Consider the following 16,462-nt stretch of genomic DNA (forward strand, 5'->3'; position numbering starts at 1 on the left):
CGACGTTTCCTGTTCAAGACCAACCGGCAGCCCGCAGGGCGGCGATCACTTGGCGTACCACCTCCTCCGGACTTATCAGGATGAGGAATGCGGGGATGCGCAAGATCCGATCGCCGCTGACCCAGAGATCGTTCTGGCGGATCATGTCGGCCGCCCACGCTCGGGCGTCCATGTGCTGCGCGCCGTCGATCTCCACGTGCACCCGGAACTCGGTGAAGTACGCGTCCAGGTAGCGCGTACGGCCGCTCGCGTCTCGTCGCTTCACCTGGAGTTGCGGTTCCGGCAGTCGATGCCGACGGCACAAGTCGAGGAACCCGATTTCGGCCGGGCTCGTCGCGCCCAGCTCGGCGAGGTCCAGCGTCGCGACGATCAGGGCATGCCGGTGGCAGTGCGGAAACCGGTCGGCGGCTGCGCGTACTTCGGCGGGGAGGACAAGCCGCTGCTGGCATCCCGCCGCCAAGATCGAGACGGCGTCCTGGTCGGTGAGCGACCAGGACGCCGCATCCAGGAGCGACCGGGCCATGCTGGTGCGATGAGGGCGGCCGATGTGGCGATCTTCGACCGGCAGCCTCGTCGTGCGGTGAACTTTCACGGCCGGCATCTCGATCGGCATGCGGCGGAGGAGGGCAGGCGCGGCTCGGGTGGCCGGGCGGAGGACATCGATCACCTCACGCCTCGGCCAGCGTCCGGCCAGTCCACCAGCCCGGGCGGCAGCCAGACCGGCCAACACCGAGGCGCTGCCGGCGGCGAGGACTGCGATCCACCAGTGCGCCTCCGGCGTGAGCGGACCGTCTCCTGCCACCAGTACGCCGCGGCAGATCCGTCGCCAGCGTCCGCCGGCGATCAGATGGCGTACGCGACCGGCGGAGAGCAGACGCTCGGCTTGCCGGGCGGAGATCACTCCGCTCTGCTCGAAGAGCAACCAATCCAGGGGTGAGTCGTCCTCACGTGGTATCCGCACCGCGACACTGTGCGCGCCCGGCTTGGGTGGCGGTAGGGGCTGTGGACAGCAGCGGTTGATCTTGAATAGAAGACGTAGCCATAGCGACGAAAACCATTCAAGATCAACCGGCGAGGGTGCTAGCGGCCGGAGGATTCCGACAAAGCGGGATACTCCCGCGTAGGCAGGTCCATGAGCGGAGTGTGCCCGTTCACCACGGGCCGCACCGGCCGCGTATGCGGAGTGGGGTGCCGGTGCGAGACGACGTCGGACGGCTCGGCGATCGGGGTGTCGTGCTCTTCGGAGGTGCGGGCCTGGGGTTCGGCGTACCGGGTCAGGGCGATCACCGAGCCGAGGGTGACGAGGAAGCCGAGGGCGGCCAGCCAGGTCAGGCCGGGCCGGATGCGGTCGCCGAGCAGGAGCAGGCCGACCACGGCGGCGGGGACCGCCCCGGCGGCGTCCATGGCGGCGACGGCGGCGTTGGTGGAGCCGCGCTGCATGGCCAGGCCGAGGAGGAGTTGTGCGCTCAGCGAGTGCGCGATCACGAGGTAGAGCAGCGGGCTGCTGACGAACTCGAAGACCGAGTGCGACGAGGCGAGTGGCCGGGCGGCTACGGCGGCGCAGGCGAAGCCGAGGCCGGAGAGGGCGCCGAGCACGACGCTGCCGGGTGCGCCCTTGACGCGTACGGCGAAGAAACCGGCTCCGGCGATGATCAGGAGGGCCAGGACGAGGCTGATTTTGCCGACCAGCCCGAGCGGCCGGGAGGGCGCCGGTTCGGCCGCCATGACCAGGCCGCCGATGCCGAGCACGAGTGCGGCCAGCAGCAGCATCTCGCTCTTGGGGAGCTGCCATTTCAGCACGACGACGCCGAGGACGGCGGTCACGCCGAGGCCGGCGGCGACGCTGGCTTGGACGAGGAACAGCGGCAGGTCGCGTCGGGCGATCAGGGCGAGGAAGAAGCCGAGGACTTGGCAGCCGATGCCGTAGAGGTAGATCCGGTGCCCGAGGAGCCGGACGAGCAGGCCGGGGTCGAGCGTGTGATGCATGGTCGTCCGCGAGGCGGCGATCGATTGCAGCAGGTTGGCCACGCCGTACGCGACGATCATCGCCGCGAGGAACCACCACCCTGAGGACATCACCCAGCGATGGTAAACCCCTAAGGGTCGACTCCGCCCAACTGCGCCTCCAGGATGATTCGAATCGCGGAAACCCAGCTCACGAGGGTGACAGCGCGATCACAGCGCGCGCAGGCCGCCGGGCGTCAGCTTGCCGAGGACGTCGGTGTGGAGCTTGCCGTTGGTCGCGATCGCGCTGCCGCCGCCCGGTCCCGGACGGCCGGTGAGATCGGTGAACGTCCCTCCCGCCTCGGTCACGATCGGGATCAGCGCGGCGATGTCCCACAGCGAAAGCTCAGGTTCGACCATGATGTCCAGAGCGCCCTCGGCCAGGAGCATATATCCATAGAAGTCGCCGTATGCCCGGGAGCGCCAGCACTTGCGCATGATGTCGAGCATCGAGGCCAGCCGCCCGGTCTGCTCCCACGACTCGAGCGAGGAGTAGCAGAAGCTGGCGTCGGCGAGCCGGCTGACGCCGGAGACCTTGATCGAGGTGGCCGCCGCCTGGTGGCGACCGGCGAACGCGCCCAGCCCCCGGGCCGCCCACCAGCGCCGGCCGAGCGCCGGCGCGCTGACCAGGCCGACGACCGGCTCGTCCCCCTCCATCAGGGAGATCAGCGTGGCCCAGATCGGCACGCCCCGGATGTAGTTCTTGGTGCCGTCGATCGGGTCGATGACCCACTGCCGGGCGCCGGTCGCCCCGGTCGAGCCGTACTCCTCGCCGAGGACGCCGTCCCGGGGCCGGGTGCGGGCGAGGGTGGCGCGCAGGGCCTTCTCGACCGCCGTGTCGGCGTCGCTGACCGGAGTCAGGTCCGGCTTGCTCGTCACGTGCAGGTCGAGTGCCCGGAATCGGGACATTGCCAGCGAATCGGCCGTATCGGCCAACACGTGGGCGAGAGCGAGATCGTCGGCGTACCGGGCCATGCGCAGAACCTATCCGATCACCGCCGCCAACGGTGCTCTAGTCTCGCGTCCTATGCGACGGCGATGGTTCACCGACGTCGGGCTCACCCTCGTCGTGCTGCTCGCGCAGTCGGCGCCATACGTCTTCGTCAGCCGGCCGCCGGGCGAGGAGTGGATCTATTGGCCGGTTCTGGTCACCTCGTTACCTGCTCTGACCAGGCGTTGGCAGCCCGGCCTCAGTCTCGCGGTCGCGGCCGTCGGCATCGCCGCCTACGCGGCCGTCGACGCCGGACCGCCGCAGCCCATCTGGTACGGCCCGCTGGTGATCTTCTACACGGTCGCCTATCAAGCGGGGCGAATCGAGCGTGTCCTGTGCGTCGTGGGGACGGTGGTGGGTGCGCTCAGCGTCATCGGCTCGGTCAACACCGCCGTTCGCGAGCTGGCCACCTGGTCGGCCGCCTACGCGATCGGCGCCCTTGGGCGTACCCGCAAGGAAATGGCCGCGCAGGCCGAGCGGACCCGGATAGCCCGCGATCTCCACGACATCCTGGGCCACTCGCTCAGCGTGATGATCGTCCAGGCGGAGGGTGGCGCGGCGGTCGCGCGGACCGATGCGGGCCGCGCCGAGGCCGCGTTCGACGCGATCTCCGCGAGCGGGCGCGAGGCCATGGGCCAGTTGCGGGCCGCGGTGAGCGCGCTCCGCGAGCCGCCCCCGCAGCTCGCGGACATTCACCAGCTGGTACGCACAACGCAGCGCACGGGACTGTCGGTCCGCTTGACCGAACAGGGCCGGCCACGCCCGCTGCCGTCGGAGGTGCAGGTGGTGGTCTACCGGTTGGTGCAGGAGGCGCTGACCAACGTGGTGAAGCACGCGCAGGCGACCTCGGCGGAGGTGACCTTGGACTGGTCGAGCGGTCTGCGGGTGAGCGTCGAGGACGACGGCCGCGGCGGCGGGGATTCGGCGGCCGGGCACGGCCTGACCGGGTTGCGGGAACGGGTCGGCGCGGTCGGCGGGCACGTCGTCGTCGCAGCGGGCGAGCAGGGCAGAGGTTTCCGAGTCGTGGCGGTGTTCTCATGCTGAGCCAACCGAAGATCAACGTCGTGATCGCCGACGATCAGGAGCTCGTGCGGGCGGGGTTCGCGATGATCCTGTCGGCCCAGCCGGACATCGAAGTGGTGGCGGAGGCGCCCGACGGCGCGGCCGCGGTGCAGGCGGTCGCCGAGTACGCCCCGGACGTGGCGTTGCTCGACATCCGCATGCCGTTGCTGGACGGCATCGAGGCGGCCCGGCGGATCTGTGCCACGTCGGCGACCCGCGTGATCATGCTGACCACGTTCAACTCCGACGAGTACGTCTTCGACGCGTTGCGGGCGGGGGCGAGCGGGTTCCTGCTCAAGGACGTACGCCGGGACGACCTGGTGCACGCCGTCCGGGTGGTGCACGCGGGACAATCCCTGCTGGCCCCCGCGGTGACGCGTACGCTCATCGACGACGTGCTCCGCCGAGGGGTTTCCCGGCCGGTCCCCACGCTGGTGGATCGTCTCACCGACCGGGAACGGGAGACACTCGTCCACCTCGGCCGGGGACTGTCCAATGCGGAGATCGCCGCCGCCATGTTCGTCAGCGAGCACACGGTGAAGACACACGTCAGCAACGTCCTGAGCAAGCTGGGGCTGCGTGATCGGGTGCAGGCGGTGATCGCGGCGTACGAGTCGGGTCTCATCACTGCGGGGGAGTAGCGCTCTCCCTCTCGTCGGCGATGTCCGAGGCCGGCGTTCTCGCGAGGCTACGTCCCATGCGAAAGCTTCTTCTCGTCCTCGCCGCCCTGGTCGCGGTGCTGGTGCCCGGCGTCGGCGCGTACGCCGGTCCGTCGGGTCCCATTCCGCCGTACGCCGCCCCGGCGGGCCTGACCGCCACCGAGGTGTCGTTCACCAACGGCGACACCGTGCTGCACGGTTCCGTCGTACGCCTCGCCGCCGGCCAGACCGCCGCCGGCCAGACCGCCGCCGGCCAGACCGCCGCCGGCCAGACCGCCGCCGGCCAGACCGCCGCCGGCCAGACCGCCGCCGCCGGCACGACGGTGAAGCATCCGGGGATCGTGCTCGTGCACGGCTCCGGCAACGCCGTCCGGCCGCAGCTGGCCCAGGAGGCGGAGGTCTTCGCCCGCGCCGGGATCGTGACCTTGATCTACGACAAGCGGTCGGACTACGACCGCAGCCACCGTGACTACGGCGACCTCGCGAACGACGCGCTCGCCGGGGTCGCGCTGCTCCGCGGGCTGCCCGACGTCGACCCCGGCAAGGTCGGCCTCTGGGGACTCAGCGAAGGCGGGTGGGTGGCGCCGTTGGCGGCGTCGCGCTCCAGCGACGTCGCCTTCCTCATCACCATCGGCGGCTCCGGGCTCAGCCCTGCGCGTACCCAGGCGTGGAACCTGAACAACCGGCTGGCCGGCAACGGCGTCGCGGACGCCACCGCCGCGGAGCTGGTCGCCTCGGGAATGGGGCTGGCCGTGGGCCTGGACCAGTTCCCGGAAGCGAAGCACGATCCGGTGGAGGTTTTGCGTGCGATCCACCAGCCGGTCCTGGCGATCTGGGGCGAGCGGGACCTGCTGGTGCCCCCGGCGGAGAGCGCCGCGATCTTCCGGCGGGAGCTGATCGCGAGCCCGAGCGTCAGCATCCGCATCCTGCCCGGCAGCAGTCACGCGGCACGAGTGACCACGAACGGGTTCGACCGGGTCGGCGGGCCGACCGTGGGCGGTTTCGTGATGGGCGAGTTGAGCCCCGGGTACGCCGGCCTGATGACCTCGTGGATCGCGGCGGGATATCCGTCCACTATCGACGCTGTGCCGACGCAGCGGACGACGTCGGCGGCGATCGAACCGGTCGGCGTCCTCGGCTTCGGCCTGTTCGCCCTGCTGCTCCTGGTGCTGCTCAGCTGGCCGGTGACGGCAGTCGTCCGGCGGCTGCGGGGTCGCCGGGGCCGGCCGGCCGGAGCGGTGCCCGCTCGGCTGCTCGTGCTCGCCGGGCTGGCCGCGACGCTGCTGGGGACGGCGTACGCCATCTTCGTGGTCGCCTCGGGCGGAACCTCGGTGCACGCCGCCTTCCTCGGACAGCCGCTGGTGTGGCTGCTGGCCCGGGTCTGCCTCGCCGTCGCGCTGACCTGCGGCGTCCTGGTCGCGCTGGCATTCCGGTCGGCGCCGTCGGTGCGGTTGGGTGCGGTGCTGGCGGGCGGCGTCCTGCTCATCCCGTACGCCCTCGGCCTGGGCCTGCTCCTGCCCTGACGCCCCGCTCCCGTCCTCGCCCTCGCTCGCGTCCCGCCGCCCTCGCTCGCGCTCCGCATGATCCGGGCTGGATCAGGGTTCTCGGTCGAATCTTGGGGCAAGATTCGACCCGGATCCCTGATCCAGTGGGCGTCGTCCGGCCAGACTAGATGTCGACGTAGCCCCCGGTACGCCAGTACAAGCCCTGTTCCCGGCCGAGCAGCCCGGCGTCGATCAGATACCGCCGCACCGTCACGTAGTCGTCCCAGAACGCCCGCAGGATCGCGTTGACCTCGATCTCGGTGTACTTCACGCCCGGTTCGAAGGCGTACGCGATCTGCTCCAGGACGAACCGCCGTTTGCCCATCCGGGCCGGCATGCCGACCAGGCGACCGTCCGGACCGAAGAACGTGCGCAGCACGGCCTCCCGCCGCCGCTCGTCGTCCACCTGCTCCGTCATCTTTCCGAACCTACCCGGGGCCGGTCGCGGAGTCGCGCAGGTTTTCGCGCGTGTGCCGCTATCCGGGACGTCGGCTAGGTGTCGAGGTCGGTGCTGGTACGCGAGGCGAGCAGCCGCCGGAACGAGGCCAGCCGCCGTTCGTCGGCGTGCCCCGCCGCCACCCACGCGTCGAGCGCGCACTCCGCGCCGGGCAGGTGATCGCAGTTGGGCGGGCAGTCGACCGTCCCCTCCACGAGGTCGGGGAAGCCGTGCAGGACGCTGTCGGCGCTGACGAGGGCCAGCCCGAAGCTGCGTACGCCGGGGGTGTCGATGATCCAGCCCGGGTCCTTGCGGGACTTCCCGATCGGCGGCAGCCTGAGGGCGACCGCGCTCGTCGAGGTGTGCCGCCCCTTGCCGATGGCGCTCACCTCGCCGACCGCCCGTCCGGTCCCCGGGATGAGCCGGTTGACCAGGGTCGACTTGCCCACACCGGAGTGGCCGACGAGGACCGACACGTGGCCGGCCAGCTCTTTGCGTACCGGGGTCAGGTCGGAGTCCGGTCCGGTGAGCAGGTGCGGCAGGTCGAGGGCGGCGTAGTAGTCGAGGATCTCGTTCGGCGCGGCCAGGTCGGACTTGGTGAGCAGCAGGATCGGTTCGATGTCGGCGTCGTACGCCGCGACGAGGCACCGGTCGATGAAACCGGTCCGGGGCGGCGGGTCCGACAGCGAGCTGACGATGACGAGCTGGTCGGCGTTGGCGACGACGACTCGTTCGATCCGGCCCTCGGTCGTCGTCTCGTCGTCGTCGGCCGTACGCCGCAGCACGCTCTCGCGGTCGGCGATGCGCACGATCCGGGCCAACGCGCCGGGGCTGCCGCTGACATCGCCGACGAGGGCCACCCGGTCGCCGACGACGACCGATTTACGGCCCAGCTCGCGGGCGCGCATCGCGGTGACGGTCGTCCCGTCCGGCCCGTCCACCGTGTACCGGCCCCGGTCCACCGCGACGACGAAGCCCTCGATCGCGTCGTCGTGCTTGGGCCGCGTACGCGTCCGGGGCCGGGACCCCCGCGTGGCCCGGATGCGGACATCGTCCTCGTCGTACTCGCGCCGTTTGGCCGTCAAGAGCTAGCACCCACCATGGCACTCCATAGTGCCGGGAAATCCGGGAGCGTCTTGGCTGTACACGCCACATCGCTCAGGACGACTCCCGGGACCCGCAGGCCCAGGAGCGCGGCCGCGTGCGCCATGCGGTGGTCGTCGTAGGTCTCGAAGACCGTCCCGGTGAGCGGACGCGGTTCGATGGCGAGCCCGTCCTCGTGCTCGACGACCCCGGCCCCGAGCGCCGCCAGCTCCCGGGCGAGGGCGGCGATCTGGTCGTTCTCCTGCGTACGCAGATGGGCCAGCCCGCGCAGGGTGGACGGCGAGTCGGCCAGGCTGGCCAGCGCCGCGACGACGGGGGTGAGTTCGGCCTGGTCCCGCAGGTCGACGTCGATTCCGTGGATCTGCGGCCCGCCCCGGACGGTCATGCCCTTCTCGGTCAGCCGGCACGAGCCGCCCATCCGGGTCAGCACCGCGCGCAGCCGGTGCCCCGCCTGCAGCGTGCTGCGTGGCCAGCCGGGCACGGTGACGCGCCCGCCGACGACGAGGGCGGCCGCGAGGAACGGGGCGATCGTGGCCAGGTCGGGCTCGATGAGCCAGCTGCGCCCGGCGAGCCGGGCCGGTTCGACCCGCCAGGAGTCCGGGGTGGCGTCGTCGACCGCCGCCCCGGCGGCGCGCAGCATCTGGACCGTCAGCCGCAGGTGCGGGGCGCGGGGCAGGGCCGGTCCGGTGTGCCGCAGGGTCAGGCCGCGGTCGAAGTCGGGCGCCGCCAGCAGCAGGCCCGTCAGGAGCTGGCTGGACGGGGAGGCGTCGACGGCCACTTCGCCGCCGCGTACGCGGCCTTGGCCGTAGACCGTCAAAGGCAGTCCGTCCGCGGCGCTCGAATCCAGGCGTACGCCGATCTCCCGGAGCGCCGTCAGGAGCGGGCTGAGTGGGCGCTGCCGGGCGCGGGCGGTGCCGTCGAAGGTGACCGCGCCGTTGGCCAGCCCGGCGAGCGGGGGCAGGAAGCGCATGACCGACCCGGCCGCGCCGACGTCGACCTGGGTCGAGCCGGTCAGTGGGCGCGGGCGGACCACCCAGCGCTCGTCGTCGACGGTCGAGATGCTGACTCCCATCGCGCGTAGCCCGGCCGCCATCAGTTCGGTGTCGCGGGCGCGCAGCGGGTTGTCCAGTGTGGATGTCCCGGTGGAGATCGCGGCGAGCACGAGCGCGCGGGCCGTCATCGACTTCGATCCCGGTAACCGGACGACGGCGGTCAGCGGATCGATGGCGGTCGGTGCGGTCCAGGGCACTGCGCGCTTCGTCACCCGCTCATTCTTACCGTTTCGCGGCCCTGTCGGACCATGCGGGTAGGTTCAATTTCATGTGCGGGCGTTATGCGACAACGCGCTCCTCGGCCGATCTCAGCCGCCTCTTCGAGGCGTTCGACGAGACCGAGGGCGCCGACACGGTGGACTACAACGTGGCGCCGACCGACAAGGTGCCGATCGTGCGAGTCTCGGCCGACCGCGAAGCGCGGGTGCTGACGGCCGCCCGGTGGGGGCTCGTTCCGCCGTGGGCGACCGATCCTCGCAGCGGATCCCGCGCGCCGAGCAAGCCCGCGAAGTCGCTGCGCGCCTTGATCAACGCCCGCGCCGAGACCGTCGCCACGTCGAAGGTGTTCGCCTCGGCGTTCGAGCGTCGCCGGTGCCTGGTCCCCGCCGACGGGTGGTACGAGTGGACGCGGTCGCCGACCGGGAAACAGGCGTTCTACATGAATCGGGAAGACCTCACGATGGGCGGGATCTGGGGCGTCAAAGGGGATCTGCTGACCTTCAGCGTCATCACGGTGCCCGCGCGGGGGGCGTTGGCCGAGGTGCACGACCGCATGCCGCTGCTGCTTCCGCCGGAGCGATGGTCAGACTGGCTTTCCGCTACGCCGAGTGACGACCTGCTCACCCCTGCCGGCGACGACTACCTGTCCACAATCGAGATCCGAGCGGTGGGGCCAGCAGTGGGGGACGTCCGCAACGACGGGCCGGCGCTGATCGATCCGATCGAAGCCGGTCTACTTTTCTGATCGGCGCCCATCACCCTCCGGTGACGCCCGGTAATCGATGCAGGGACACACACCGCGCCTGAATAGAGCCATTTGACGGTGGAATGTCGGCAAGAAAATTTGCCGATGTCCAGACGAACCCTTGTCTCCGTACGCGTTTGTGCGATAGAACACAGCGCCGGTGCCGGTTCTCACAGCCGCACCGGAATGGTTTGCACCGTGCAGCTTAGAGCGCGGTGAGGCACCGGACCCACGGGGGAGGTGGGTGGATTTGACCCGGGCGCGTGTTCCACGCCCACATGAAGTCGCGGCCGCGCGTCGCGACCCGAGACTGTTGCGGGCTGCCACTGAGCAGCAGGCTGACACCGCCTGGCGGACCAGGGGAGTCTGTCAATCCGTCGACCCGGAGACGTTCTTCCCGGCGCCGACCGATCCGCCCGACGCGGCCATCGCGCTCTGCGGCACCTGTTCGGTGCAGGGCGCCTGCCTGGCCTGGGCCCTGGAGGCCGGCGACTGCCACGGCGTCTGGGGTGGCACCACCGCCCGGGAGCGCCGGGCCATGGTGGTCGCCTGGCGTACGCCGGAGCAGCCCGAGGAGAAGCCCTACGCGGAGCAGGCGGACGCGACCCGTCCGGTCGTCGGGGGGACCATTCCCGCGCCCGGGTGGGCGGCGGCAGCCGCCCGCGCCGCCGAGGCGGCCCGGAGCGAGGGCGTACGCCCCACGAAGCGGTCGGCCTCGAGCCGTCGCCGGGGCGTACCCGTCGTCACCGAGCTGGCGCTGGAGATCCACGAGCGCAAGCCGGAGATCCGGGAGCTTCGCGAGCCGCAGGTGCTGATCCCGATCCAGCGCCTGGCTGACCCTGCACCTGCCCTGGAGGCGCTGCTCGCGTGAGCTTCATCACCGCGGTGGTGGCGCGGCATGGAATGCGCAGCGGTCGCCGAGCGTTGTCCCGGCCGGAGGACCTGACCAGGATCCCTCCGCGAAGGGGTGATTCAGTGCGCACAGCGACGAAGACGAGGCCCGACGACCAGCTCAAGATCCGGATCGGGTCGGGCGAGTGGTCGACGGAGTCGGCGGCGGACGAGATGACCCGCCTGCCTGCTTCGGTTGTTGCGACGCCCATGCCCGCCACCCGCGTATCCTCAGCGGGACGGGCCGTGACCACACGGCCCCGGAAGGGCGAGGCCAGGGTGACCACGGAGTCGACGGAAGACCGGCGCGCACGGTTCGAGCGGGACGCCATGCCGTTCCTCGACCAGCTGTACCCGGCCGCCCTGCGGATGACCCGCAACCCCGCCGACGCGGAGGACCTCGTCCAGGAGACGTATCTCAAGGCGTACGCGGCTTTCCACCAGTTCGAAGAGGGCACCAACCTCAAGGCCTGGCTGTACCGCATCCTGACGAACACCTTCATCAACTCGTACCGCCGCAAGCAGCGGCAGCCCGTGCAGGCTCCGACCGAGGAGATCACGGACTGGCAGTTGGCCGAGGCGGAGTCGCACACCTCGTCGGGGCTGAAGTCGGCCGAGACCGAGGCGCTCGACCGGCTGCCCGACAGCGACGTCAAGGAGGCCCTCCAGGCCCTCCCCGAGGATTTCCGCCTGGCGGTCTACCTCGCCGACGTCGAGGGCTTCTCCTACAAGGAGATCGCCGACATCATGGGCACCCCGCTGGGCACGGTCATGTCGCGGTTGCACCGCGGCCGCCGCGCGCTGCGCGGGATGTTGGAGAGCTACGCGGCTGAGCGCGGCATCATCGGCGCGTCGGCCGATCACGACGAGGTGACGGCATCATGAGCGACGAGTGCAAGGACGTACTCGACGAGGTATACCTCTACCTTGATCTCGAGTGCTCCGACGAGCGTCGTGACCTGATCAAGCAGCATCTTGACGAGTGCTCCCCCTGTCTGCGGGAGTACGGCATCGAGACCGAGGTGAAGGCGCTGGTGGCCCGCTGCTGCGGGGCGGAGAACGCGCCCGAGGACCTCCGCCGCCGGCTGCGGGCCAAGCTCGCCGACCTGGTCGTGGCGGACGACCGCATTACCTCCTGACCGAGTCTCCCGCTGATTCGCGGCATGGTTGGATGACCCTCAGGGTCCGCAGTGTGGCGGACGGCTGCTGGGAGGGGCACGATGGCCGACGAGATCCGCGCGGAGATGGTGGCGAACGTCTGGAAGGTCGTGGCGGCCGAGGGCGACCAGGTCGCCGACGGTGACACGCTGGTCATCCTCGAGTCCATGAAGATGGAGATCCCGGTGATCGCGGAGTCCGACGGGACCCTGACCCGGCTCGCCGTCAACGAGGGCGACGTGGTGCAGGAAGGCGACCTGATCGCCGTCATCGGCTGAGGCGTCAGCCCTCGATCAGCTCGTATGCCATCTCCAGCGCGGTCTTCATCCGCTCCTCGTCGCTGATCTTGTCGGGGTCCAGGACGAACCAGCAGGCGTGGAGCGTGAACAGCGCCATCGAGGCGCGTAGCCGGCGCCCGGGAGTGGCGTCGGCGTCCACGAGAAAGTCGATCATGACCTGCATCCGCCCGCGGAAGTCCTTCGCCGGGCGGCGGTCCTTCATCGTGGCCTGGTTGCGCTCGAAGAACCGCATGATCTTGTGGTGCTGGACCTCCATCATGCTGTCCGCGTAGCGCCGGAGGAACTCCTTGCGCGCTTCCAGTGTGCGGGGCTGCTCGGTGGTCCACTCGATGAGCTTCTCGATCCGGGCGGACTGGTCGCCCATGAAGCTCTCGACGATCTCTTCCTTGCTCTTGAAGTGGTAGTAGAGTGCGGCCTTCGTCACACCCAGCCGCTCGGCGATCTCTCGCAGGGACGTCTTGTCGTAGCCCTGTTCAGTGAACAGCTCCAGCGCAACGGCTTGGATACGCGACCGCGTGTCCCGGCCCTCGACCTGCTGTTCGCTCATCTTCTGCTCCCGCGGAGATCCGAAATTCCATTGCACTTGACGCGCGGCTGGTAATCAACTTACCGTACGGCTAGTAAGTTCGCTAGCCGGTCGGCAAGTAAGCCTGGCCAGATCTGATCGAAAGCGCTGATCAAGGGAGCATCGCTCGTGTCCACCATCCCCGAACAATCCATCGCGAAGCCGAACCTGCGGCTCGTGTTGCCGGGAATCATGCTGGCGATGATGCTGGCCATGCTCGACAACATGGTCGTCGGAACCGCCATGCCGAAGATCGTCGGCGAGCTCGGCGGTCTGTCCAAGCTCTCGTGGGTCGTCACCGCGTACGTGCTGGGCACCTCGGTGTCCACCCCGATCTGGGGCAAGCTCGGCGACCTCTACGGGCGCAAGAAGGTCTTCCTGACCTCGGTCGTGTTGTTCATGATCGGCTCGATGCTCTCCGGTGCGGCCGGCGAGTTCGGCTGGCTCAACGACGCGGTCAACCCGATGACCCAGCTCATCGCCTTCCGGGCCTTCCAGGGTCTCGGCGCCGGTGGTCTGATGGTCGGCGCGTTCGCCCTCATCGGCGACCTGGTGCCGCCGCGGGAGCGGGGCAAGTACCAGGGCCTCATGGGCGGCATCATGGCCATCGCGATGATCGCCGGTCCCCTGGTCGGCGGCCTCATCACCGACCACGCCTCGTGGCGCTGGATCTTCTACATGAACCTGCCGATCGGCGCGGTGGGCTTCGTCATGCTGCTGTTCTTCCTGCACCTGCCGGTCCGCAAGACCGAGCACAAGATCGACTGGCTGGGCGCGGCCCTGCTCGGGGTCAGCATCACCGCCATCGTGCTCATCACCACCTGGGGTGGCAAGGAGTACGACTGGGCCTCGGCGCAGATCTTCGGCCTCGGCGCGCTGGCGCTGGTGACCCTCGGCCTGTTCCTGCTCGTCGAGCGGCGTCACCCGGAGCCCGTCCTGCCGCTGCACATCTTCAAGAACCGCAATTTCAGCGTGGTCAGCGGCATGGGCTTCCTGGTCGGCTTCGCGCTGTTCGGCGCGGTCGCCTTCCTGCCGCTCTACCAGCAGACCGTGCAGGGCGCCTCGGCGACCAACAGCGGCCTGCTGCTCCTGCCGATGATGATGGGCGTCCTGGTCACCTCGTTCACCATCGGCCGGATCATCACCAACACCGGCAAGTACCGGATCTTCCCGATCATCGGCGGCGCGATCATGGCGGTGGCCATGTTCCTGCTGACCCGGCTCGCCGACGACACCAGCAAGTTCGAGTCCTCGGTCTACATGGTGCTGCTCGGCCTGGGCATGGGCTTCCTCATGCAGACCACGCTGCTCATCGCGCAGAACAGCGTGGAGATGAAGGACCTCGGCGTGGCCAGCTCCACCGCCACCTTCGTCCGGTCCATCGGCGGTTCGTTCGGGGTGTCGATCTTCGGCGCCGTGTTCAACTCCCGGCTCAGCGACAGCATGACCCAGAGCGCCGGCCCGGAGGCCGCCGCGAAGATCGACCAGTTCGGCGGCAACCTCGGCACCGAGGGCATGGCCCAGCTCGCGAAGATCCTGCCGCCGGAACAGCTCGAGCCGATGGTCAAGGCCATCAAGCACGCCATCGCGTACGCGACGTCGGGGCTGTTCTGGTGGGCACTGGCCTTCGCCGTGCTGGTGCCGGTGCTGGCCTGGTTCATCAAGGAGGTCCCGCTGCGGGGCGCCGGTCCGCAGAAGGCTGGCGAGGACTCGCCGGAGGCGGCGCTCGCCCTCGCCAGCGTGGAGTGATCGTCCACTAGGGATATCGCAAGACTCGGCGCCCCCGGAGCTTTCCTCCTCCGGGGGCGCCGCACTGTTCTGCGCGACCGAGGTCAGGCCTCGGCGTCGTCCTGTTCGGCCTCCAGATCGGCCAGGATCTCCCGGGCGAGCGAGGTCACCTCGGCGACCATGCCCGGCGTCAGCTGCGCCAGCGCGGCCAACGACGCCAGGATCGTGACCGGTCGGTGCTGGGTCGCCTCGACGGCGTCGAGGAACCGGCGGCCGACCAGCTCGCGTACCTCGTCGCGGCAGTCCGGGTCGAGCCAGGCCGCCACGACCAGGGCGAACAAGGCCACCTCGGTCGTCCAGTCCTCGATCCCGTACGCGATCTCGGCGAGCACGGCCCGCTGAGCGGTGGTGTCGCCGGGCGTGGTCGCGAGTTCCCGGCAGTGCAGGATGCCGAGTGCGGCGAACGTCTGCGCCGAACGCTCCCACCAGCCGTCCGGGATGCCGGTCATCCGCTCCGGCGCCGGCGGCGGGTAGACGAGCAGTCCCACCAGGTCGCTCAGTGGCAGCTCGCCCAGCGGGAGCGCGTGGTCGTACGCCGAGACGGGGTCCGGCCACGAGGGCGCGGCGACCTCCGCGAGCAGTGCGCTCGCCCGGGCGGAGGGCGGCGGCACCGCCGGCTCGGCCCGGAATCCGGCGTACTGCCACAGGACCCGCCCGGGACGCAACGGCTGGACCATGTCCGGCGGCGGATCTCCGGCGACGGCGACCGTGACGTTCGGCATCTCCCGCCGGAAGATCGCCAGCGCGCTCGGCGGCTCTAGCCCGGAGATGCCGATCTCGCCTTCGCTGTCGCGTTGGTCGGCGGGGAACTGGTCGAGCACGTTGATGCACGACGCGCTCGGCCCGGCGACGAAACCCAGCCAGGTACGCCCCTGGCAGCAGTCGGCCAGGTCGGTGTGCTCGTGGCTGGTCGCCGGCGCGGTACGCACGAAGTCCGACAGCGCGACGAGGTGCTGCGGGTCTCCGTCCCGCTGGAACCGCAACCGGTACGCCGTGTGCACCGCGCAGTCGTAGGTGGGGTCGATCCGCATCGCGTCCTCGATCACCGCCAGCGCCTCGTCGAGGCGGCCGGCGTCGCTGAGCCAGCTCGCCACGTCGGCGTTGAGATCGAGGTCGAGCGGGTTCTGGCGGCGCGCTTCGGCCATCACGGCGAGCGCGTCGGGCAGTCGCCCGGCGGCGCGGAGCGCGTAGGCGTACCAGACGGCGGTGAGCTTGCTCGGCTCGAGCTGGTAGGCGGTCTCGCCCCAACGGGCTGCCATCGCCGGGTCACCCAGTCGGCGGCCGACTCCGGCGGCGGCGCCGTGGAGCATGGCGTGCTTGGGGTTCGCCGCCAGCACCCGGGCGGTCAGCTCGAGGTAGACGGCGTTGGCCTGGCGTACCTCGTCGCTGGTGGGCTCACCGAGCTCCCGCATCAGCGTGACGAGGACCTGGACGAACGTGTCGGGGTCGACGCGGTCGCCGGGCAGCGCGCGCACCCAGGCGACGTCGGCCCACGGCTGGGCCGGGTCGAACGCGGTCGCCTTGGCCAGCAACGACAACGCTCCATCCACATCAGACACCGAGCGCAGGTGGGCATGGGCCACCACGGTGCCGAGGAAGGGATGGTCGTCGAGGGGGAACAGGCTCAGGCCGCCGTCCGGCCGGCGGGCGGCGATCGCGGCCAGCAGTTCGTGCACCTCGGGCAGGCCCGGGGCGTACGCGATGGCCCCGGCGACGTGGTTGGCGGCGTGGGTCAGATCGTCTCCGGCGAGGGCGATGCGGGCCAGGGCCAGTTCGCCGTGCGCCTCCTGGATCGGGTCGTGGACTCCTTCGGCTTGGGTCACCCGGGCAGGGTAGAGGAATGTGACATCCAGCGCGTCCCTTGCGTGATCCTGCTCGCCCGAGTTGAGGCGAGGCCGATTTCGTGCAAGACTGCGCACAGATCGAGCATCAAAAACGCACGCAT

The 16,462-nt window shown here is 70.2% G+C and carries 16 protein-coding genes and 1 pseudogene; 9 read left to right on the top strand and 8 right to left on the bottom strand.

The genetic code is table 11. The features are described 5' to 3' along the window. Window positions 1-13: 13 nt before the first annotated feature. The 3 genes from AB0H43_RS08215 to hisN all read right to left on the bottom strand — a co-directional run bounded on the left by AB0H43_RS08215 (window position 14) and on the right by hisN (window position 2,979). Entirely contained in the window at window positions 14-961 is a 948-nt protein-coding gene (locus AB0H43_RS08215; protein WP_359998262.1) for a hypothetical protein, read from the bottom strand. A 119-nt stretch (window positions 962-1,080) separates the two neighbouring features. Beyond that, window positions 1,081-2,046 carry a hypothetical protein gene (locus tag AB0H43_RS08220; RefSeq protein WP_359998624.1) on the bottom strand — a complete coding sequence of 322 codons (966 nt, stop codon included), beginning with the start codon at window positions 2,044-2,046 and terminating at the stop codon, window positions 1,081-1,083. A 129-nt stretch (window positions 2,047-2,175) separates the two neighbouring features. After that, entirely contained in the window at window positions 2,176-2,979 is an 804-nt protein-coding gene (gene hisN / locus AB0H43_RS08225; RefSeq protein ID WP_359998264.1) for a histidinol-phosphatase, read from the bottom strand. Window positions 2,980-3,031: 52 nt separating this feature from the next. On the opposite strand from hisN, the gene AB0H43_RS08230 reads away from it, so the two are divergent. The 3 genes from AB0H43_RS08230 to AB0H43_RS08240 are packed head-to-tail and all read left to right on the top strand — an operon-like array spanning window position 3,032 to window position 6,239. Then, the gene (locus AB0H43_RS08230; protein WP_359998266.1) at window positions 3,032-4,039 is read left to right on the top strand and encodes a sensor histidine kinase; all 1,008 of its coding nucleotides are present in this window, start codon (window positions 3,032-3,034) and stop codon (window positions 4,037-4,039) included. Beyond that, a complete protein-coding gene (locus AB0H43_RS08235) occupies window positions 4,033-4,698 on the top strand; it encodes a response regulator transcription factor (protein ID WP_359998268.1) in 666 nt (221 codons plus the stop codon). The genes AB0H43_RS08230 and AB0H43_RS08235 overlap by 7 nt, the downstream gene beginning before the upstream one ends. 56 nt (window positions 4,699-4,754) lie before the next feature. Next, window positions 4,755-6,239 carry a prolyl oligopeptidase family serine peptidase gene (locus tag AB0H43_RS08240; RefSeq protein WP_359998270.1) on the top strand — a complete coding sequence of 495 codons (1,485 nt, stop codon included), beginning with the start codon at window positions 4,755-4,757 and terminating at the stop codon, window positions 6,237-6,239. A 145-nt stretch (window positions 6,240-6,384) separates the two neighbouring features. Here AB0H43_RS08240 and AB0H43_RS08245 read toward each other — a convergent pair whose 3' ends face one another. From AB0H43_RS08245 to aroA, 3 genes are all read right to left on the bottom strand, one after another. Continuing rightward, window positions 6,385-6,678 carry a DUF2087 domain-containing protein gene (locus AB0H43_RS08245; protein ID WP_359998272.1) on the bottom strand — a complete coding sequence of 98 codons (294 nt, stop codon included), beginning with the start codon at window positions 6,676-6,678 and terminating at the stop codon, window positions 6,385-6,387. Between the two features lie 74 nt (window positions 6,679-6,752). Then, window positions 6,753-7,739: a ribosome small subunit-dependent GTPase A gene (gene rsgA, locus AB0H43_RS08250; RefSeq protein ID WP_359998626.1), complete on the bottom strand. Its 987-nt coding sequence runs from the start codon at window positions 7,737-7,739 to the stop codon at window positions 6,753-6,755. A gap of 38 nt (window positions 7,740-7,777) precedes the next feature. After that, the gene (aroA, locus tag AB0H43_RS08255) at window positions 7,778-9,064 is read right to left on the bottom strand and encodes a 3-phosphoshikimate 1-carboxyvinyltransferase (protein WP_359998274.1); all 1,287 of its coding nucleotides are present in this window, start codon (window positions 9,062-9,064) and stop codon (window positions 7,778-7,780) included. 56 nt (window positions 9,065-9,120) lie between these two features. Here aroA and AB0H43_RS08260 point away from each other — a divergent pair, with 56 nt between their 5' ends. From AB0H43_RS08260 to AB0H43_RS08280, 5 genes and pseudogenes are all read left to right on the top strand, one after another. Then, a complete protein-coding gene (locus tag AB0H43_RS08260; protein ID WP_359998276.1) occupies window positions 9,121-9,816 on the top strand; it encodes an SOS response-associated peptidase in 696 nt (231 codons plus the stop codon). Window positions 9,817-10,066: 250 nt separating this feature from the next. After that, window positions 10,067-10,399, top strand: a pseudogene (locus tag AB0H43_RS08265) (WhiB family transcriptional regulator); the annotation flags it as partial. A 392-nt stretch (window positions 10,400-10,791) separates the two neighbouring features. Further along, window positions 10,792-11,592 (top strand): sigma-70 family RNA polymerase sigma factor, encoded by an 801-nt coding sequence (locus tag AB0H43_RS08270; protein ID WP_359998277.1) that lies wholly within the window; start codon window positions 10,792-10,794, stop codon window positions 11,590-11,592. Continuing rightward, window positions 11,589-11,846, top strand: coding sequence for a mycothiol system anti-sigma-R factor (rsrA, locus tag AB0H43_RS08275; protein ID WP_359998279.1), 258 nt, complete (start codon window positions 11,589-11,591; stop codon window positions 11,844-11,846). The genes AB0H43_RS08270 and rsrA overlap by 4 nt, the downstream gene beginning before the upstream one ends. Before the next feature lie 81 nt (window positions 11,847-11,927). Next, window positions 11,928-12,143, top strand: coding sequence for a biotin/lipoyl-binding carrier protein (locus AB0H43_RS08280; protein WP_359998281.1), 216 nt, complete (start codon window positions 11,928-11,930; stop codon window positions 12,141-12,143). A 4-nt stretch (window positions 12,144-12,147) separates the two neighbouring features. Here the strand turns inward: AB0H43_RS08280 and AB0H43_RS08285 are convergent, their stop codons facing one another. Beyond that, the gene (locus AB0H43_RS08285) at window positions 12,148-12,711 is read right to left on the bottom strand and encodes a helix-turn-helix domain-containing protein (RefSeq protein WP_359998283.1); all 564 of its coding nucleotides are present in this window, start codon (window positions 12,709-12,711) and stop codon (window positions 12,148-12,150) included. Between the two features lie 210 nt (window positions 12,712-12,921). On the opposite strand from AB0H43_RS08285, the gene AB0H43_RS08290 reads away from it, so the two are divergent. Beyond that, window positions 12,922-14,478 (top strand): MDR family MFS transporter, encoded by a 1,557-nt coding sequence (locus AB0H43_RS08290; protein WP_359998628.1) that lies wholly within the window; start codon window positions 12,922-12,924, stop codon window positions 14,476-14,478. Window positions 14,479-14,561: 83 nt separating this feature from the next. Here AB0H43_RS08290 and AB0H43_RS08295 read toward each other — a convergent pair whose 3' ends face one another. Next, the gene (locus AB0H43_RS08295) at window positions 14,562-16,340 is read right to left on the bottom strand and encodes a tetratricopeptide repeat protein (RefSeq protein ID WP_359998285.1); all 1,779 of its coding nucleotides are present in this window, start codon (window positions 16,338-16,340) and stop codon (window positions 14,562-14,564) included. Between the last annotated feature and the right edge of the window lie 122 nt (window positions 16,341-16,462).

This window comes from Hamadaea sp. NPDC050747 (assembly GCF_040654195.1).
Classification (GTDB): Bacteria; Actinomycetota; Actinomycetes; order Mycobacteriales; family Micromonosporaceae; genus Hamadaea.

Bases quoted from the DNA above. Each gene is read 5' to 3' on its own strand.
- AB0H43_RS08240 (WP_359998270.1), top strand. From the start codon at position 4,755: ATGCGAAAGCTTCTTCTCGTCCTCGCCGCCCTGGTCGCGGTGCTGGTG.
- AB0H43_RS08220 (WP_359998624.1), bottom strand. From the start codon at position 2,046: ATGATCGTCGCGTACGGCGTGGCCAACCTGCTGCAATCGATCGCCGCC.
- AB0H43_RS08235 (WP_359998268.1), top strand. From the start codon at position 4,033: ATGCTGAGCCAACCGAAGATCAACGTCGTGATCGCCGACGATCAGGAG.
- hisN (WP_359998264.1), bottom strand. From the start codon at position 2,979: ATGGCCCGGTACGCCGACGATCTCGCTCTCGCCCACGTGTTGGCCGAT.
- AB0H43_RS08230 (WP_359998266.1), top strand. From the start codon at position 3,032: ATGCGACGGCGATGGTTCACCGACGTCGGGCTCACCCTCGTCGTGCTG.
- rsrA (WP_359998279.1), top strand. From the start codon at position 11,589: ATGAGCGACGAGTGCAAGGACGTACTCGACGAGGTATACCTCTACCTT.
- AB0H43_RS08260 (WP_359998276.1), top strand. From the start codon at position 9,121: ATGTGCGGGCGTTATGCGACAACGCGCTCCTCGGCCGATCTCAGCCGC.
- AB0H43_RS08290 (WP_359998628.1), top strand. From the start codon at position 12,922: ATGCTGGCGATGATGCTGGCCATGCTCGACAACATGGTCGTCGGAACC.
- AB0H43_RS08245 (WP_359998272.1), bottom strand. From the start codon at position 6,678: ATGACGGAGCAGGTGGACGACGAGCGGCGGCGGGAGGCCGTGCTGCGC.
- AB0H43_RS08280 (WP_359998281.1), top strand. From the start codon at position 11,928: ATGGCCGACGAGATCCGCGCGGAGATGGTGGCGAACGTCTGGAAGGTC.
- AB0H43_RS08285 (WP_359998283.1), bottom strand. From the start codon at position 12,711: ATGAGCGAACAGCAGGTCGAGGGCCGGGACACGCGGTCGCGTATCCAA.